17 protein-coding genes are annotated in these 15,358 nt (G+C 37.2%); 14 read left to right on the top strand and 3 right to left on the bottom strand.

The window, feature by feature from the left end:
- Positions 1 to 5: 5 nt before the first annotated feature.
- The 4 genes from PSE83_RS03145 to PSE83_RS03160 all read left to right on the top strand — a co-directional run bounded on the left by PSE83_RS03145 (position 6) and on the right by PSE83_RS03160 (position 3,082).
- Positions 6 to 1,223, top strand: a complete 1,218-nt coding sequence (locus PSE83_RS03145) for an MFS transporter (RefSeq protein ID WP_094960561.1) — start codon at positions 6 to 8, stop codon at positions 1,221 to 1,223.
- A gap of 65 nt (positions 1,224 to 1,288) precedes the next feature.
- Positions 1,289 to 1,780, top strand: coding sequence for a GNAT family N-acetyltransferase (locus PSE83_RS03150; RefSeq protein WP_094960560.1), 492 nt, complete (start codon positions 1,289 to 1,291; stop codon positions 1,778 to 1,780).
- Positions 1,781 to 1,858: 78 nt separating this feature from the next.
- Positions 1,859 to 2,323 carry a YaiI/YqxD family protein gene (locus tag PSE83_RS03155; RefSeq protein ID WP_004254330.1) on the top strand — a complete coding sequence of 155 codons (465 nt, stop codon included), beginning with the start codon at positions 1,859 to 1,861 and terminating at the stop codon, positions 2,321 to 2,323.
- Between the two features lie 105 nt (positions 2,324 to 2,428).
- Complete coding sequence (locus PSE83_RS03160; RefSeq protein ID WP_094960558.1) at positions 2,429 to 3,082, top strand: LysE family transporter; 654 nt, start codon at positions 2,429 to 2,431, stop codon at positions 3,080 to 3,082.
- A gap of 85 nt (positions 3,083 to 3,167) precedes the next feature.
- Here the strand turns inward: PSE83_RS03160 and mnmH are convergent, their stop codons facing one another.
- Positions 3,168 to 4,259, bottom strand: a complete 1,092-nt coding sequence (mnmH, locus tag PSE83_RS03165) for a tRNA 2-selenouridine(34) synthase MnmH (RefSeq protein ID WP_144140053.1) — start codon at positions 4,257 to 4,259, stop codon at positions 3,168 to 3,170.
- A gap of 156 nt (positions 4,260 to 4,415) precedes the next feature.
- On the opposite strand from mnmH, the gene PSE83_RS03170 reads away from it, so the two are divergent.
- Positions 4,416 to 4,679, top strand: a complete 264-nt coding sequence (locus tag PSE83_RS03170; protein WP_004254327.1) for a DUF3811 domain-containing protein — start codon at positions 4,416 to 4,418, stop codon at positions 4,677 to 4,679.
- Positions 4,680 to 4,761: 82 nt separating this feature from the next.
- Positions 4,762 to 5,295 (top strand): beta/gamma crystallin-related protein, encoded by a 534-nt coding sequence (locus tag PSE83_RS03175; protein ID WP_164565279.1) that lies wholly within the window; start codon positions 4,762 to 4,764, stop codon positions 5,293 to 5,295.
- Positions 5,296 to 5,487: 192 nt separating this feature from the next.
- Here PSE83_RS03175 and PSE83_RS03180 read toward each other — a convergent pair whose 3' ends face one another.
- Positions 5,488 to 6,216, bottom strand: coding sequence for a GntR family transcriptional regulator (locus PSE83_RS03180; protein WP_272660656.1), 729 nt, complete (start codon positions 6,214 to 6,216; stop codon positions 5,488 to 5,490).
- A 250-nt stretch (positions 6,217 to 6,466) separates the two neighbouring features.
- Between PSE83_RS03180 and PSE83_RS03185 the strand changes: the two genes are divergently transcribed.
- The 4 genes from PSE83_RS03185 (at position 6,467) to PSE83_RS03200 (ending at position 10,664) form a co-directional block, all read left to right on the top strand.
- Positions 6,467 to 7,627: a mandelate racemase/muconate lactonizing enzyme family protein gene (locus PSE83_RS03185; RefSeq protein WP_198633556.1), complete on the top strand. Its 1,161-nt coding sequence runs from the start codon at positions 6,467 to 6,469 to the stop codon at positions 7,625 to 7,627.
- A gap of 63 nt (positions 7,628 to 7,690) precedes the next feature.
- Entirely contained in the window at positions 7,691 to 8,989 is a 1,299-nt protein-coding gene (locus tag PSE83_RS03190) for an MFS transporter (protein WP_198633371.1), read from the top strand.
- A 44-nt stretch (positions 8,990 to 9,033) separates the two neighbouring features.
- Positions 9,034 to 9,363 carry a cupin domain-containing protein gene (locus tag PSE83_RS03195; protein ID WP_180311948.1) on the top strand — a complete coding sequence of 110 codons (330 nt, stop codon included), beginning with the start codon at positions 9,034 to 9,036 and terminating at the stop codon, positions 9,361 to 9,363.
- Between the two features lie 824 nt (positions 9,364 to 10,187).
- Complete coding sequence (locus PSE83_RS03200) at positions 10,188 to 10,664, top strand: Hcp family type VI secretion system effector (RefSeq protein WP_096863752.1); 477 nt, start codon at positions 10,188 to 10,190, stop codon at positions 10,662 to 10,664.
- Between the two features lie 283 nt (positions 10,665 to 10,947).
- On the opposite strand, the gene PSE83_RS03205 is transcribed toward PSE83_RS03200, so the two are convergent.
- Positions 10,948 to 11,865, bottom strand: a complete 918-nt coding sequence (locus tag PSE83_RS03205; RefSeq protein WP_164561005.1) for a hypothetical protein — start codon at positions 11,863 to 11,865, stop codon at positions 10,948 to 10,950.
- Positions 11,866 to 12,157: 292 nt separating this feature from the next.
- Here PSE83_RS03205 and PSE83_RS03210 point away from each other — a divergent pair, with 292 nt between their 5' ends.
- From PSE83_RS03210 to PSE83_RS03225, 4 genes are all read left to right on the top strand, one after another.
- Positions 12,158 to 13,780, top strand: a complete 1,623-nt coding sequence (locus PSE83_RS03210; RefSeq protein ID WP_272660657.1) for a DUF4139 domain-containing protein — start codon at positions 12,158 to 12,160, stop codon at positions 13,778 to 13,780.
- 76 nt (positions 13,781 to 13,856) lie between these two features.
- Positions 13,857 to 14,606 carry a bifunctional NADP-dependent 3-hydroxy acid dehydrogenase/3-hydroxypropionate dehydrogenase YdfG gene (gene ydfG, locus PSE83_RS03215; protein ID WP_004254317.1) on the top strand — a complete coding sequence of 250 codons (750 nt, stop codon included), beginning with the start codon at positions 13,857 to 13,859 and terminating at the stop codon, positions 14,604 to 14,606.
- An 82-nt stretch (positions 14,607 to 14,688) separates the two neighbouring features.
- Positions 14,689 to 15,060, top strand: a complete 372-nt coding sequence (locus PSE83_RS03220; protein WP_198633368.1) for a DUF1283 family protein — start codon at positions 14,689 to 14,691, stop codon at positions 15,058 to 15,060.
- Between the two features lie 45 nt (positions 15,061 to 15,105).
- Positions 15,106 to 15,339 carry a DUF1161 domain-containing protein gene (locus PSE83_RS03225; RefSeq protein ID WP_036957728.1) on the top strand — a complete coding sequence of 78 codons (234 nt, stop codon included), beginning with the start codon at positions 15,106 to 15,108 and terminating at the stop codon, positions 15,337 to 15,339.
- Positions 15,340 to 15,358: the final 19 nt, after the last annotated feature.

A 15,358-nucleotide genomic window follows, 5' to 3' on the forward strand; every position in this document is an offset into this window, starting at 1 on the left:
TTCATATGATAGGTCGCTATCAGCAGTTATTTCAGGCAAAAGAAAACCAGCACTTTGTGATAGCAGGGTTATTGGCACGTTTAGCGTTACCAATGATGGGGATCGGGATCATTACCCTGTTAGCACAATTGAAAGGGAGCTATACCTTGGCAGGGCTTGTTTCTGCAACTTTTGTATTAACTTATGCGTTGCTATCTCCACAAGTCTCCCGCTTAGTGGATAAATTTGGTCAATTTCGCGTCTTGCCGGTGGTAACTGCTGTCAGTGTACTCGGTGTTTTTATTATCATCATCACTACGTGGTTATCATTACCCGATATCGGCTTATTTATCGGGGCACTGTTAACGGGAGCAATGCCAAGTATGTCTGCCATGGTAAGGGCAAGGTGGACAGCACAGTATAAAGATCAGCCCGTATTACAAACGGCGTATTCATTAGAAACCGTATTTGATGATGCGACTTTTATTGTTGGCCCACCGTTATCTGTCGGGATCAGTGTTGCTTTATTTCCTCAAGCGGGTTTACTGGTTGCAGCAATTCTACTCGCTGTGGGGATGGCTTTGTTTATTTCACAACGCAGCACTGAACCTAAAGTAGTTGTATCTGATTATCTTGTAATCCCGAATAAATCAATTATTTCAATGGTTGGATTGCAGTTATTGATTGTTTTGATGATTGCTTTAGGTGTGATTGTTGGCAGTGTGGATATCTTGAGTGTCACTTTGGCTCAATTACAACAGCAACCGGCGATGGCCAGTTTAGTGTTATCGGCCTATGCAGTCGGTTCATGTGCAATGGGGATCGTATTTGGAGGGTTAACCTTTAACACACCTTTGCCACGCTTACTCTTCCTCAGCGGCTTAATGACGTTTCTTTCTATTGTGCCAATGTGGTGGGTCGTAGGGGTTTATTCTTTATCTGTGGTGGTGTTTATTTCCGGGTTGTTCTTTGCACCGACGATGATCATTGCGATGACATTAGTTGAGAAAATTGTTCCACAAAATAAATTAACAGAAGGAATGACCTGGTTACTTGCTGGGTTAAATATCGGTGTTGCAATTGGTGCAATGTTAACGGGTAAAATGGTGGATACCTACGGCTCTTACGCAGGCTACGCCGTTGCTATCTCTGGCGGTGTTTTAGTTTTAATTTCAACATGGTTGAGTTACTTACGCGATAAAACCCAACAAAAAGTAGCAGTTGAATGCGAAAATGGCCATTAAAAACAACGAAAAAATAAACCATGTAGTGATAAAATCATAAAAAATAATTTAATGAGGTAACCTTAATGTACTCTCCAGTATTTCGAGCGGCCACACTCGGTGATGTTGACTCCTGTTATGCGATTGAAGTCGAATCCTATGAAGGGGATGAAGCGGCAACAAGAGAAAAAATAGCCACGCGTATCCAACAATATCCAGACGGTTTTTTATGTATGGAATTAGCTGGAGAAGTGGTTGGTTTTATTAATGCGGGTTGTGCATGGGAGGTTGTGATGTCTGATGAGGAATTTAAAGAGCTCATTGGACATGACCCAAAAGCACCGAATGTCGTTATTATGTCAGTGGTCGTGCATCCCAAATATCAAGGTAAAGGTTATTCGTCCTTACTGATGAAAACATTTATTAATTCCATGAAGGAGAAGAATAAAGAAACAATTCATCTTATGTGCAAAGAACGCCATATTGACCTGTATAAGCACTTTGGCTACCAATATGTTAAACCGTCAGAATCCGATCATGGTGGAATGACGTGGCATGAAATGGTGATGAAATTGTAAAATGTATTTTCTTAAGCCTGTGATTTTGTTGTCTGGTATCATATCTCATTATATATAATCACTATTTGGGAAATCATAATGATAATTTGGGTAGATGCGGATGCATGTCCAAAAGTAATTAAAGAGGTTTTATACCGTGCAGCAGATAGAGAAAAAGTGCAAATAACATTTGTTGCAAACCAGCGTTTAACGGTACCTCCTTCACCTTTTTTAAAAACTTTACAGGTACCTGCAGGGTTTGATGTGGCTGATAATGAAATTGTGTTGCGAGCCCAAAAAGATGATTTAGTGATCACAGCAGATATTCCATTAGCCGCAGAGGTTATAGAAAAGGGCGCGAATGCATTAAACCCTCGAGGAGAACGCTATAGCGAAGCTACCATTCGTGAGCGCCTTAATATTCGTGATTTTATGGATACCATGAGAGCCAGTGGCATCCAAACGGGTGGGCCTGCAAGTTTAAACCAGAAAGACAGGCAGCAATTTGCTAATGAATTAGATAAATGGTTGTTGCAACGTAAAAAATCATTAGCGTCATCATAAGCCAGCACATTTTCTGATTTAAGCTCAGAAAATGTGCATAGTAAAACAGAATTACTCTCTATGCCGTGACTATAATGGTTAACCTTAAATTTTTGAAGAAAAATAATGGATCCATTACACAGCATTATCATCACGCTATTCTTATTTATACTGACCTTTTTTAATCCTGGGGCAAATTTGTTTATTGTGGTGCAAACCACATTAAGCTCAGGTAAAAAAGCGGGGTTAACCTGTGGCTATGGCGTGGTATTAGGCAATGCCATTTATTCAGGTCTCGGTTTATTTGGTTTGGTCACATTAATGGCGGAATTCGGCTCATTATTCTCACTCATTAAAATTCTGGGTGGTTTATATTTGCTTTATTACGCAGTGAGTGTTTTCAATAACAAAACACAACTCAATCTGTCCACCGAAAATACCATGGAAAGTTTTCCATCAGGTGTCTACTTTAGGCGGGGTTTGATTTCTGATTTATCAAACCCACAAACCGTTTTATTTTTTATGAGTATTTTTTCAACGACTATTTCCCCATCAACACCATTATGGACTAAGTTAGTTATTTGGATGGGAATTGTTGTTGCATCACTAATTTGGCGGATAATTTTATGCCAAACATTCTCTTTAACCTCTGTGCGTAGAACTTATTCACGCGTTCATAAAGTTGTCGGCAAAGGCGTCGGGCTAATTCTTGGAGGATTGGCTACAAGGTTGATTTACCAAGGGGTTAGCGAGCTGGTAGTAAAAAAATCACCATTCTAGGTTTTATAATCATGTTCAAGCCATTACGATATAAAATAGCCTCAGACTCCATACGATGAGGCTATTTGTGGTGAAAGAAAATGCATCATTGTTGATCAGTTAGCCAATGTTCAACTTCTTTATAATTACCACGGAAAATGATGCGATGCTGCTTTTTACTTAATTGATAGCAATACATTGGGTCATAGTATTCATTCAACAATGGAATTAACCACGAAAAATGTGTTTGGGTATCACCGGTTGTTTTTTGGTCTGCTAAAGCAAGATCAAGTAAATGGGTTAATTCGATTGTCCGCTGTGAGCCTAAACGTTTGCGAATGGCTAATAGGCCATGGTGCAGATAGTCACTATATTCCTGCCAGCCTCGCTCAAAACCAAAAGTTGCTAAAAAATCTTGCGTCATACGATCAAAATATTCATATTTTAAACGCTCAAGACGTAGCTCAAAGGGGTCTTCAATAATAGCGATTGGCGCTTTTTCCATTTGTGTGCGTAGTTCAAGAGGTAGGCTATTTGCACCAATGGCACGTCCCTCATCTTCCAGTACCCAATGTTGACAGTATTGGGCTTTCTTCAATAAAGCGACCGCTAAGTAATTTTCAAACGTGGCTTGGGAGTGTTGTTGTTGTAATGTACGGCCAAAAGAAGAACCTCGGTGATGTGCGAGACCTTCTAAATCAATTCCGTTCGCGAGTTGATGGACTAAAGTGGTTTTACCATTACCGGTACAACCGCCCACTAAAACGATAGGCCGCTGAACCAGCTCATTGACGGCATCAATTGCAGTTTGTCGCAATGCTTTATAACCACCGTTAATAAGAGGGTATTCAATTCCCACCTCTTTTAGCCACGATTGCACGATATGGGAGCGCATTCCACCACGCGCACAGCAAATATAACCATGGGTATTTTGTTGGCAGGCTTCTTTCCACGCTGTGATCCGCGCAATTTTAATATCACCACTGACAAGTTGGTGGCCTAACTCAACGGCTTTAGTAGAACCTTGTTGTTTATAGCATGTACCAACGGCAGCACGTTCATCATCATTCATCAACGGAAGGTTAATCGCATTAGGCATCGACCCTTGTTGAAATTCGATAGGAGCTCTGACATCGATGAGTGGTGTGTCAGTAGTTAAGATTTGGCGAATATTTTGCGAAGACGAGGTTAATTCCATAATAACAGCGAGATTCTTTAAAGTTGCAATGAGGTTACTATACTCTTAATCCTATTGCTTGGCATTAATGTTAGGCTTAAAACAATGGTTAGTGTTTTATTGCCTAATAATGATATATTGTTGTTAGGTATTTTAATATGAGTAAGGGGTAATACAATGAAGATGTTAACGATTCAAGAAATGACCGAAACTCAAAAAATCCAAGTGCGTACAAGGCTTGCTCAAGAAAGGAAAAAACTTGGCCGTGAATTAACAAATTCCGAGCAGAGCAAAGTAAGAAAACAAATCATTACCGAAATATCTCAAGAAGTCGAAAAGCAAACGAAAAAATTACGTGCAGAAAAGAAAAAAGATAAGTTAGTTCCCAGCGATGCAAGTTACAGTTGGTCTTCTCAAAATCATAAAAGAGGGTATCGCTAATTTTTAATCAGAGTGTTCCGCTAGTGATTTGCATTAAGTAATTGTAATTTTACGCTATTCAAATCATTAAAAGACCTCAAAAATGAAAAAGATTGCGTTATTATTATTGTTATTCAGTAGTTTTACTGTCGCAAAATCTAATTATCATGGGAAACCATCCCGTAATGATTCTGTTGTTGTGCATGTTTGCGCTTTATCTCCTTTTTCTAATTTCTATGCAGAAGCTGCAATGTCTGAACAAACAGCGCGACACAAAACCTCTCGACGCTGTGAATTAGGGCAAGGGCAAGGCAGTATTTTCTGTAAAGCTCAAGATGCGAAATGCAGCACCAGTAAATTATCGTTTGGTGATCAATATATTGAAGAAAGCCTAATTGTTTACGCTAAATCGTGGCAAAAGGGCGATTATATCGAAGTATTTGACGATATTCCGTATCTTTCCCGTCACCATTTCTCAGATAAAATAGCCTCTTATACTATCCCTGACGGCTGGATTGTCCGTTTTTACGAAGGCGATAATTATACAGGAAAATACCATACAGAGATGGGCGGTTCGCACAATACGCTAGGATATAGCCAAAAAACTCGCTCAATCAAAATTATGAAACGACATTAAATATTAATAATGGACTCTTTAAGAAACAATTGTTTAAGTTATTCGTGAAAAAGATATTTATCTTCGGGAGGGTGAAGAGGTTCTATTCAATAACCTCATCACCCTGATAGGATAATTCACATTTCCCTTTCTTCAACATCTAAAAAAACAGAGCATGGTAGTATAAGTTGTCGATTGTTATTGCTGGTGGCTCTATTGTTCTCTTTTTTTATTGACGGCTAGATTGAAATTAACTTTTTTATTCTGATTACGGATATGTTCTTTAATTTCTTTCTCTAATAGCGGTAAATCACCCGTACGAATTTTATCTAATAGCACATGGTGTTCTTGGATAATTTCTTCCATTGGCTTAGTGAATGTTGATATTCCAATAATAATAGTGAGTTGTTTTGCCACATTTTCCCATAAAGACGTTAATGTCTTATTACCGCTTAGTTCACATAATGTACGATGAAAATGGACATCGCTTAAAGAAAAAAGATAGCTATCTTCGAGTGTTGCCGCTTTGGTCATTTGATTAATGCATTCTGTTAACTCAGTGACACATTGCGTATCTAAATGCTTTTTCTGATAAATAAATCGTCTAACGGCATGTAATTCTAATAGAACTCTTACCTCTATAAGCTCATCAAGACGCGCTTCAGAAACGGGAGCCATGCGAATACCTTTAAAAGGCTCGTTGATAACAATACCTTGGCTTTCGAGAACGCGAAGAGCTTCTCTAACTGGAACGCGGCTTACGTTCATTTTTTCAGCTATTTCTTTTTCAACAATACGATCACCGGGCAAAATATAACCACGAGTGGCAGCTTCAACCAACCTGTCAACTACATCGTCAGTCAGTGTTCTTGCTTTAATAGGCTGCCAGTAATCGTCTTTTGCCGTTTTATCTAAAAAAAGATTTTTTTTACTATCAGTCATCGTGAATGCCTATAAAATTTTTATTAATCAAGTAGTAATGATTTTAGTTATTCAAAATTTGCTCTAATAAAACTACCACATCATCAAATCATAGACCACAAAAACATAAGAATGGCAGTCAGAAGCTATATCGAACAAACTCGATTTAGATCACAATTAAAGCAATTGAATATTGTATACAATCTTACAATCTAGTTTAATGCACCCAATTAATAAGCTGTTATTGAAAGAAAGAGTGAAGGAAAAAATGATGGATAAACGATTGGAAGAGATAAAAATTACTGAGATTGTTGCCGTTCCACTATTTGGAGAAAGCCCTAAGGGGGGCTGGTCAAATGAAATAAAGCCAGAAGATCCTATTCATGCCATCATTGCAGTTCATACTGATGCGGGTATTACAGGCTATGGCAGTGTATTTACTGATGGTCGTTTGGTTGAAGCTGCTATCCCAGTATTAGCGTCTTTGTGTCTTGGTGAAAGTGCATTGCAGCCGGAGCGAGTATCTGAAAAGTTAAGACAAAATACTTTTTGGATGGGACGTGGAGGTACACTAACACACACAATTAGTGGGATCGACATTGCACTGTGGGATATTCTAGGTAAAGCAACAGGGCTACCAGTAAGCACTCTATTAGGAGGGAACTACCGGTCAAAAGTTCAACCTTATTGTTCGTTGCTGATGGAAAAGCCAGATGTTATGCACAAGGTGATCCTAGAATATAAGTCATTAGGATTTAAAGCATTCAAAATTGGTTGGGGACCTTTTGGCCGCTGTAATGACCAACAATTAGACCGCGCAATTGTTGAAGCTGCAAGGGATGCAGCAGGGCAAGATTCCCAACTATTTGTTGATGCAGGAGCGAGCGATGCATATTGGCCGAATGGCTTAAAATGGGCAATCCAAACCTCACACATGTTAGCTGAATATCAGGTAGGTTGGTTTGAAGAAGCTTTACGACCTGATGATATTGAAGACTTCAAAGTGCTGCGTAAAGAGAGCCCTGTAGCCATTGCAGGAGGTGAAGTGTTAACTCGCCGTCAAGCTTTCTTGCCATGGTTATCGCAAGGAGCATTTGATATTGTTCAGCCGGATGTGACTAAAGTCGGTGGAATTTCTGAGCAACGCCGAATCGCATGGCTAGCGGATGAGTTTGGCGTGAAATATGTCGGCCATGGCTGGAATACGGCAATGGGGCTTGCTGCTGACTTACAAATGGCAGCCGCTTTCCCACAAGTGGATTATGTCGAATTTATTGGTGGTAGCCAATATATTGATGGCATCGTTAAAACGCCTTTCAAGGTTGACGAACAAGGTTACCTTACAATACCAAATACACCAGGTCTGGGTATTGAGTTGGATATCGAGAAGCTCGCTAAATTCACGATAAATCCTGAACGTTTATTTAAGTAACTAAAGTTATTAGCCAGAAAGAAGCCTCTTTCTGGCATCCATTTATATAAAGGTCTGGTTACTATGAAATATAAAAATAAAGGTACAAAAGTCAGATTTTCGATAGCAATTTTAATGACACTCGCAATTGTTATTAATTATCTAGATAGAACGGTGATGTCAGCAGCAGCACCAACGATCTCAGCAGAGTTACAAATATCCCCAGAGATGATGGGGTGGATTATGTCTGCCTTTTTTCTTAGTTATGCTCTTTGCCAAATTCCTGCTGGCTTTATTGCAGACAAATATGGACAAAGAAGAACATTGGCAGGGTCTGTATTATGGTGGTCACTAGCTACCGCAGCAACAGCATTAGCTAAAACACCATTGAGTTTTATTTCAACGCGTATTTTAATGGGAATGGGAGAGGCTGGGGCTTATCCGTGTAATAGTGGTATTGCAGCAAAATGGTTCCCGGATAGAGAACGCGGTAGGATCACTGCATTATTTGATAGTGGCTCAAAATTTGGTACTGCTTTTGCTATGCCATTAGTGGTGTGGATTATTGCTAAATGGGGCTGGGAAGCGGCATTTATTATTTGTGGAGCCCTAGGCGTTATTTGGGTATTTGCTTGGCTTAAGGTTTATCACGATCCTGAACAACATCCTAAAATTAGTGCCGAAGAACTTGCTTATATTCGAGAAGGGCAAGTTAAAAAAGAAGGCATCGATAATATCCAACCAATGAAATGGTACCAGTTAATTCGCTATCGTAATGTTCAAGCAATGTGTATTGGTTTTTTCATGTTGGATTATGCTATTTATTTCTTTATTACTTGGTTTCCTGCTTATTTAATGATGGAGCGGGGGATGAGCCTTGAAGAAATGGGGTTTGCAGCAATGCTCCCTCCACTATGTGGTATTGCTGGGCAGTGGTTGGGCGGTTGGGTTACTGACTATTTGTTTATCAAATATAATAATGTCAGCCTCGCTCGCAAAATCCCGATTGTAGGAGGAATGTTAATTGCTACGAGTATTGCATTTTCAGGCTTAGTTGAATCAGTGACGTTAATGATGACATTATTATGTTTATCTTACGCTGCTCTTGCATTTGCCGCATCTGCTATTTGGTCTTTACCGGGAGATGTCGCCCCACGCAATATGACTTCAGTATTAGGTGGCATGCAAAGTGCTGTATCTAACTGCGGTGGAATATTAGGCCCAATAGTAACAGGGTATATTATTGCAGCAACGGGATCATTTATATGGGCTTTAATTGTTTCAGGAATTGCTTGTGCTATAGGCGCATTGGTTTATTTAATTATGTTAAGAGATATTAAGCCAATTGTACCCATCGAAAACAATGAAGAACAAGTGCGTTAATATAAAATAAATAACCGCAGAACAAAAATATTGGATTTTAAATAATGTTTATTTTCGATAAGACTATAAATGCCAAGAATATTTCGCCTGGAACATTACGGAAGGTATTTTTTGGCAGTGAAAACATGACGATAGCAAAGGTGTCATTAACTACAGGAACAATTGGTGAACTTCACGAACATCCACACGAACAGATGAGTTATATCATATCCGGCTCATTTAATTATCGTGTTGGTTTAATAGAAAATAGAGTTAATAGTGGTGATGTTATTTATATTCCATCTAATGAAAAACACCAATGTGAATGTTTAGAGAGCGGGGAAATATTAGATATATTTGTCCCGATGAGAAAAGACTTTCTTATAGAGAATTAAAGATTTTTACATGACCAAGCGGCAACAATTTTGTTAGCCGCTTTTATCTATTTTTGAGTCTAATAAGCCACGTTCCATATTAGTAGATAAGGAGACGCATTCAGAAATTGGATTGATATTACCAGTAAGTAAAGATGGAAAGGTTTTAGATGCCAAGGATACATTTGTGAAGATTAAGTTATTCAATTTTTAAAATAGGCTATCGGACCGATAGGGATGAAGATGTGTACTTGGAGTAAGCCATGTTATGGCATTATTGAGTCACTATATTCTATTTAACATAATATGCATTATGCGAACCTAAGTTGTAGAGGCTCAATGCTAATGTCTATTCGACGTGGGGAAAGAAAAAGGATATTTCAACTTTGCTGAAAGGCGGACATTTTAACTTAGCCTTGACATAAGTGTGAAACGAAGAAATACAGCGTTTTGGCTGGTTAATTCCGTGTTGGTTCTTTTTAGCTTCGTTATAGTCGTTCATGAACTTAGCCATTGCCAAAAATGATTTTTCACTAATCCAAACAGTTTTCACCTAATTCATTCCCTATAAATTATCGCTGAAAGATTCTTTCGTCTTCGACCATTAAACTATTAAATTGCTATTAGATCGAACAATTAAAACCCTGTCAACCAGTGGCGCAAGCGCGGTTTCGTGGCACTTAATATGTCCCCCCATTGTATCGGCGAATTGGTATTTAATTTCCTTTGAAAAATCGGCGTGTCGCCTCACATATCTATCGACATAAAAGTTGAGAAATTTGATTTAAGATTAACCAATATGCTACTATTCTGTCTACATAAAACAACATAGGTTATTGAAATAAATGTCTAATATAATTTATTTAAAGCTAACTGGTGAACGACAAGGTTTAATTTCAAGAGGCTGTGGAACTGAGGATTCTATAGGGAATAAATTTCAATTAAATCATCAAGATGAAATATTTATTACTCAGTATTCTGAATCAACATCGCGTATGCAAAATATGACTCACCATCCTGTTGATTTTATTAAGATGATTGATAAATCAACCCCACTGCTTTTAGTGGCAAACTCTAATAATGAAAAGCTTCAATTAGAATTGAGTATTTATAAAACGACAACAAATGGAACCATAGAAAAGTATTTAGTTGTTAAAATTAATGAAGCCTACATTATCAATCGCAATGTTAGAATACCTCATTCAATCAATAGCAATGATATGCAACCAGAAGAATCATTTTCAATTATATATAGGGATATTACATATAATCATATAACTGCAGGAACATCAGGTTATAGCATTTGTGAACAAAGCCTTTAATAGTAATAAGGTTTTTATCATCATGAAATTTTGAAAGATAAAAACCTATTATTTAAATTAGCTTTTTCTTTATTTTAGCTTATTATAAATGATATTTTTCAGAATGAACATCCCGATAAATAAAATCAGAAAAATAATTAAAGTACCCCCCTCACTTTCAATCCCTAGATCTTTTAGGAAAAAATAGATCGATACAGATATGGTAGCTGAAAAAAACAAGTTTACCCAAATAAATAACTCTAAAAAAATCAAATCTAAAATACCACTAAGAAAATCACGCATGTTATTTACCTGTTCTAGCATTATTAATTAACTCATTAAAAGCCAAGTATAAATTATCTAAAACCAGCTTGTTATCCCCTGAAGAAATTAAATTTAATATCTTTTCAAAGAATGGTTCAGCAAAATAATATAACATATTAATGTTTTTTTCTTTTAACTTATTAAAAACAACCGGATGATTTCTATACAGCCTTCTGGATGAAGCGGACATTTTTTCAACAATTCCATACCCAGATAGAACTAAAATAGGAGTACCTAAGGAACCTCTAATGACTGCCGCTTTAGATAAGTTATTTAGAATAATAATTGCAATAAGATTAGATAGTGTATATACCAATATATCTTTAACTAGCATTTTTGCTGAAAATCTTTCTAAAATATTCTGTGGACTTTTATAATTAAAGTAAGGGCTGAAATTTGTTGCATTATTTATAAATCCTGACAAAGTTGAATACAACTTGCTTCTAAAATAATTCTTTATTTCCTGTGATATGGTTTTATCTTCAATTAGCCCATTATCTACCAAAACTTTTAATATGACTTCTAATTTCTCATTGGATGAAATATCAATAATTGAATTAAAAATAGTTGATACTAAATCGGATATTACATCATAATATTTAAATGGTGAAGTTACAATTCGATATAAAATTATTAGTATTTGTAATTCTTCTTCATTCATTGTCTGCCTTAGGGCTGTTCTTAACGGAATTAAATTATGTTCAAAATAACGAGAATGAAAGGGATTTAATTTAGATGGATTCATAGAGAACTCTCTCAACGATGCTCTACTTACACCTTGATATATATCATTTACAACACTTGCTCCTAATTCTGCCGCATCATCAGTAAGCTGCATCCATTGTTCAGTATTTTTAGAGCGATATATCCATCCTTCATCAAAATCTTCCATTGCCATTTTTGTTTCCTTTTGATTTATTTTTTAGTTGTTAATGCATTATAAATTTCACTTAGGTTATATGCAATCAAAACCCTTTTAACGATATCCGCCCCCGCTGACGTAATGAACGGACACCGTTTTCTGGCTAAATTCCCTAATGTCATCAACTGCAGTAGCCAATGGATATACGGGACTATTTTTTAAAGCGACTTTAAGCTTTATCTGTTATCAACAAATATTAAAATGCAATACCATGCCACTTAACTCAATTTTCAATTTTATACCAATAATTGGTTCTTGGAGCTCAACTATGAAGATACCTGCTCGATTAGCAAGTAGCCTGCTGGTTGCTACATTATTTAATTCTCATTATATTTTTGCAGAAACCTTATTAAATCAACCTGTTGAACTTAACCACGCAACTGTATTCTTACGTGGCGCCGAATTAGATAACACCGTGACACTGTCACTTAATAAGGGTGAGAGTTCCGTTGTTCTCACTAATATTGCGAATAATATTGACCCGCGTACATTATCGATTAATCTTAAACATGATGATGTGGTTATTCGCTCCGTTAATCTTCAAAAAATAGCAACTGAAGCTAATTATCCAATTGCTATTGTTGAACTTTTGGAACAGAAAAAACTATTAAGTCAGCAAATAGAAACATTGAATATTGCAATTAAAGTAGGTGAAGAACAATTAAGCTTATTGAAAGATCACCGCTTTTTTGGGGAAAATACAGAGCAAACACTAGAAGAATCCGCCCAAAAATTAAATTTTATGCGTCAGCAGATGTCTAATATTTTACAAGATCAACAAGAACACCAGTTGGAATTAGTTGAACTGCAAGAAAAAGCCGCGTTATTGCAGGCAAAAATTGATGAAAATATGCCCTCTTCAATTGGCGAACAAAGCCAAATTGTCTTATCTATCGATGCGAAAAAGCCAGTTACCACAGAGTTGCAAGTTTCTTATTTAACACCTGATGCTGCTTGGTCTCCGAGTTATGATCTCCGTAGCTTAAATTCGCAATCCCCTATTGTTTTAACGTACAAAGCGGATATAGTGCAAAATACAGGCATTGATTGGGATAAAATTAACTTAACACTTTCAACGATTAACCCCTCTAAAAATATCATGCCTTCTGTCTTACAACCTTGGCGTTTGTCCGTTTATGATAATAATGCTCAAATAGCGAGTCAGGCTCGAATGAGAATGCCAGCAGCTCCAGTAGCAATGTATGAAGAAAGTCATGTTAGTGAGAAAAAGAAGACAATCAATTCAGGAATAGCAGACTTTGTTACAACGTCTAATAACGGTATCAATTTAAATTACCAAATCGCCCTGCCTTACTCGCTAAAAAGTACGATCAAGCCGAATTCGCTCACCATCAAACAACAACATATTGATGTTAAATATAAATATACCGCCACGCCAAAATTAACTGAAGAAGTGTTCTTACAAGCGAATATTGAAGATTGGCAATCACTTAACCTATTGAATGGTAATGCTAATATATATTATGGAAATACTTATATAGGCAATTTCATGGTCAATGCTAATCAATTGGTTGACTCATTGGTAGTACCTTTTGGGGTCGATAAGAATATTCAGGTTTCCCGTGAACCAAATGAAAAAATAAAGAAAAAACCGAGTTTTATGGGGTCAACAATCCAACAAACAGAAAGTTACTTGGTTAAAGTAAAGAATATGCATACGAAACCCGTTGAAGTAACAGTTTATGACCAAATTCCAGTGAGTGAGGATAGCGATATAAAAGTGTCTGCAATAGAGGATAAAAATGCGGTCACCAACAAAAGCACCGGTGAAGTAACATGGGATATTACCTTAGAACCTAATGAAGAAAAGCAAATCTCATTCAGTTATACATTGAGCTACCCAAAAGACAAACAAATATTGGGGTTGTAACAATTTTTGTGGTTCCCAATAGATAGCGTTAAAATGAAATCACGCTAACACGACAATAACAACTATGAGGTTTTCAATGATTATTTTAGTAACGGGTGCTTCTTCTGGTTTTGGTGAATCAATTGCCCGTCGATTTATCAAACATAATTACACTGTTATTGGTACAGGACGTAGAACAGAACGTTTAGAAGCCCTCCATAAAGAGTTAGGTGATAAATTTTATCCGTTAACTTTAGATATCCAAGATAGAAAAGCCATCCATGATTCGATTGCAAATTTACCTGCACACCTCAAAAAAATCGATGTTTTAGTGAATAATGCAGGTTTAGCATTAGGTTTAGAACCTGCATTTGACGCCAATCCTGATGATTGGGATGTTATGATTAATACGAATACCAAAGGTTTAATCAATATGACCTACGAAGTATTGCAAGGCATGGTTGCCAACAATCACGGTCATATTATTAATATTGGCTCTACGGCGGCGAGCTGGCCTTACAAAGGTGGCAATGTTTACGGTGCAACCAAAGCCTTTGTTAAACAGTTTTCACTTGGTTTACGTGCTGATTTACAGGGGAAAAAAATCCGAGTGACTGATATTGAACCAGGCCTAGTCGGTGGAACAGAATTTTCAAATATTCGCTTTAAAGGAGATGATGATAAAGCGGCTAGTACTTATCAAGGCGCTGACGCTCTAACCCCTGAAGATATCGCGGAAACGGTATACTGGGTTGCCACATTACCTGCACATATGAATGTAAATACATTAGAATTGATGCCTGTTTGCCAAACTTTTGCAGGTTTAACAGTACATAAACAGATTTAATTTTTAGTACTATTCTATACAGACGCACTGACACTTTTTTAGCTATACTCAGGTTATCTGTCCTGTTTAGTAAGGAATTTACATGAGTTCACTCAAAATGTTGAAAACTGGCTTAACTGCGATTTGTTTATGTCTCCCTTTACTTTGGGCTACATCGTCTTCTGCGGCACAATCCACGACATCATGCACTGCAGGCAGTACTTGCGTTTCTGTGGGCAAAGGCGATGACTCTCTTAATAAAGAGCAAGCGCGTCAAGAAAAGGAACAATGGGATGATACCCGTATGTTGCGCAAAAAGGTTAATACTCGTACCGAAAAAGAGTTTGATAAAGTAGATCAGGCTTTTGATGCAAAAGATAAATGCGAAAAAAGCCTCAATCTAAATGCTTACTGGGAACCGAGCACTAAACGTTGCCTTGATGTAAGTAATGGCCGTCCAATTAATAATCCATAACCTTATAATAGGTTGTCTTATGGAGCTGTTGATCAAGGAGAGAAGATGAAAAAGAAATTGTTGTTACCCTTATTTGCACTGGTGCTAGTGCCAGTTTTTGCCCAAGCTTCATGTGAAAGTGTGATTGAGGAAATCAAACAAAAGATTATCAATAATGGCGTTCCTGCTGATAACTTTAGTTTGGTTGCAGTGCCTAATGATGAAGTTGACTCGTCTAAAGGCCAAGTTGTCGGGCACTGCCAAAATGATTCTTATAAAATCATTTATACTCGTCACTAGGTTACAATTTAGATAGAAT

The organism is Providencia sp. PROV150 (assembly GCF_028481025.1).
Taxonomy (GTDB): domain Bacteria; phylum Pseudomonadota; class Gammaproteobacteria; order Enterobacterales; family Enterobacteriaceae; genus Providencia; species Providencia hangzhouensis.

What these genes read in the sequence shown, in the direction of transcription:
- PSE83_RS03145 (WP_094960561.1), top strand. Translation starts at nt 6, where the DNA reads ATGATAGGTCGCTATCAGCAGTTATTTCAGGCAAAAGAAAACCAGCAC.
- PSE83_RS03150 (WP_094960560.1), top strand. Translation starts at nt 1,289, where the DNA reads ATGTACTCTCCAGTATTTCGAGCGGCCACACTCGGTGATGTTGACTCC.
- PSE83_RS03155 (WP_004254330.1), top strand. Translation starts at nt 1,859, where the DNA reads ATGATAATTTGGGTAGATGCGGATGCATGTCCAAAAGTAATTAAAGAG.
- PSE83_RS03160 (WP_094960558.1), top strand. Translation starts at nt 2,429, where the DNA reads ATGGATCCATTACACAGCATTATCATCACGCTATTCTTATTTATACTG.
- mnmH (WP_144140053.1), bottom strand. Translation starts at nt 4,259, where the DNA reads ATGGAATTAACCTCGTCTTCGCAAAATATTCGCCAAATCTTAACTACT.
- PSE83_RS03170 (WP_004254327.1), top strand. Translation starts at nt 4,416, where the DNA reads ATGAAGATGTTAACGATTCAAGAAATGACCGAAACTCAAAAAATCCAA.
- PSE83_RS03175 (WP_164565279.1), top strand. Translation starts at nt 4,762, where the DNA reads ATGAAAAAGATTGCGTTATTATTATTGTTATTCAGTAGTTTTACTGTC.
- PSE83_RS03180 (WP_272660656.1), bottom strand. Translation starts at nt 6,216, where the DNA reads ATGACTGATAGTAAAAAAAATCTTTTTTTAGATAAAACGGCAAAAGAC.
- PSE83_RS03185 (WP_198633556.1), top strand. Translation starts at nt 6,467, where the DNA reads ATGGATAAACGATTGGAAGAGATAAAAATTACTGAGATTGTTGCCGTT.
- PSE83_RS03190 (WP_198633371.1), top strand. Translation starts at nt 7,691, where the DNA reads ATGAAATATAAAAATAAAGGTACAAAAGTCAGATTTTCGATAGCAATT.
- PSE83_RS03195 (WP_180311948.1), top strand. Translation starts at nt 9,034, where the DNA reads ATGTTTATTTTCGATAAGACTATAAATGCCAAGAATATTTCGCCTGGA.
- PSE83_RS03200 (WP_096863752.1), top strand. Translation starts at nt 10,188, where the DNA reads ATGTCTAATATAATTTATTTAAAGCTAACTGGTGAACGACAAGGTTTA.
- PSE83_RS03205 (WP_164561005.1), bottom strand. Translation starts at nt 11,865, where the DNA reads ATGGCAATGGAAGATTTTGATGAAGGATGGATATATCGCTCTAAAAAT.
- PSE83_RS03210 (WP_272660657.1), top strand. Translation starts at nt 12,158, where the DNA reads ATGAAGATACCTGCTCGATTAGCAAGTAGCCTGCTGGTTGCTACATTA.
- ydfG (WP_004254317.1), top strand. Translation starts at nt 13,857, where the DNA reads ATGATTATTTTAGTAACGGGTGCTTCTTCTGGTTTTGGTGAATCAATT.
- PSE83_RS03220 (WP_198633368.1), top strand. Translation starts at nt 14,689, where the DNA reads ATGAGTTCACTCAAAATGTTGAAAACTGGCTTAACTGCGATTTGTTTA.
- PSE83_RS03225 (WP_036957728.1), top strand. Translation starts at nt 15,106, where the DNA reads ATGAAAAAGAAATTGTTGTTACCCTTATTTGCACTGGTGCTAGTGCCA.